Raw genomic sequence first — 1677 nt, forward strand, 5'->3', positions numbered from 1 at the left:
AACTCCGCAGGAATATCTTCGGCAGTCACCAACATGCCCGGGCCGTTGATGGCCTTGCCCAGGTTGATCATCCCCCAACCGTAGAGCGCGTCGATGCCCGGCGCGCCCATATCGGTGGCAGTGGTTTTCAGCACGTCGGCAATCTGCGCCGAGCTCATGTACGGGAAGCGCTGCAGCAACACCGCCACCGCGCCGGTGACGTGCGGTGTCGCCATCGAGGTGCCGTTTTTATTGCCGTAGTCCGACACCAGGTTGGCCGGATCGGAACCGTTGGCCACGGTGCTGTAGATTTTGCTGCCCGGCGACGAGACGCAGAAGCTGGCGGTATAGCCGCAACGGGAAGAGAAGCTGCTGATGGTGTAAGGCACGCTGTTGGTCGATGTCGCATCCTGCGCCACGCTGGCGACCGACAGCCAGTTCGGCGCGATGTCCGGCACGAAATAGGCCAGCCCGCTGATCACATCCGGCTGGTTGTAGTTGCCGTCGTTACCAGCGGCGAACAGCACCAGAATATTTTTGCGCGCCGCGTCGATGGCGCCCTGATAGCCTGCGCCGGCCAAACTGCCGAGCAGCGGTTTGACCTGATCGAACTGTTCCTGCGCATCCTTCAGCTCAAAGTGTAGCGCGTTGGGATCGCGGCCGCCGTCGGACAGGAAATCGGGAATACTGACGCCCCAGCTGTTGTTGATCACCCGCACGCCGCTCTTGATCATCGCCTGCCAGCCGGCATTGGTGACGGCGCCGTCCAGGCCAAGGAATTCGCCGTAGGCCGGGCCGTCGTTGTCGTTATCGACGCTGATCACCTGCGAATCGAAGGCCACGCCGTGCATGCCGACGCCGTCGCGGTTCGCCGCGCTGATGCCCGCGACGTGCACCCCGTGATTGCTCAGCATGCCCTGTGAACCGCTGTAGAAGTGGAAGGTGCCGTCGAAGTAAAAGCGATCGCCGGCGTTAATCCCCGGCCGGTGCGGATCGGTATAGGCGCGATAGCCTTCGGTGACCACGTTGATCAGTTTGCCGTCGCCGGCGAACTCGGGATGGCGGTTGACCGGGGTATCGAAAATGCCCACCTTCTGCCCTTTGCCGGTGTAGCCGGCGGCGTAGGCCTCATCGGCGTGGATCGCCCCCAGCCCCCAGTTGGCGTTGAATTCGGCGCTGCGCCAGCTGGCCGGATCGCCGGCTTGGCCATTCACCTCGTGCGGCGCCGCCTGCGCATACCCCGCCAGCGCCATGCAGCAGACCAGCGCGTTCAGCCGCCATGGCGAGCGACGAGCGTTTCCTTTGCTATCAAAACCCATTGTTGTTGTCATTTCCTTACCTTTTGCTTGTTATTGGCCGACGCCCCAGGTGCGCCGGGTTCTCATTAGCAGGATGTGAAAAAGGAACCGCCCGCAGACGGTTCCCGTACAAGGATTGAGTCGATGTTGCTTAGAAGCGCCAGGTGAAACCGGCGTTGACGCTGTTGTCCTGATGGTTCTGCGACAGCAACCCGCCGTAGCCCAGCGACAGCGAGGCGTTCTCGTTCACCGCCACTTCCGCCCCCGCCTTCAGCACCATACCGTCGCGCGACACCGGCACGCTGTCCACCACGAACGGCGCGTTGCCGCCGTTGAACCGCAGCCCGGTGCCACGCTCCAGCCCGCCGTACTGGTGTTGCCACCCCAGCTCGCTGCGCAG

2 protein-coding genes are annotated in these 1677 nt (G+C 63.2%); both read right to left on the reverse strand.

Annotation, left to right across the window (positions count from 1 at the left end):
- Window positions 1–1310, reverse strand: a 1310-nt coding sequence (locus ACJ8OK_RS24270) for a S8 family peptidase (protein ID WP_442531162.1), incomplete at its 3' end; no start/stop codon positions are given.
- Between the two features lie 118 nt (window positions 1311–1428).
- The coding region (locus ACJ8OK_RS24275) for an autotransporter outer membrane beta-barrel domain-containing protein (protein ID WP_126199613.1) at window positions 1429–1677 on the reverse strand (249 nt) is incomplete at its 5' end.

The sequence above is a fragment of the Serratia sp. CY71090 genome (assembly GCF_052166845.1).
Taxonomy (GTDB): domain Bacteria; phylum Pseudomonadota; class Gammaproteobacteria; order Enterobacterales; family Enterobacteriaceae; genus Serratia; species Serratia nematodiphila.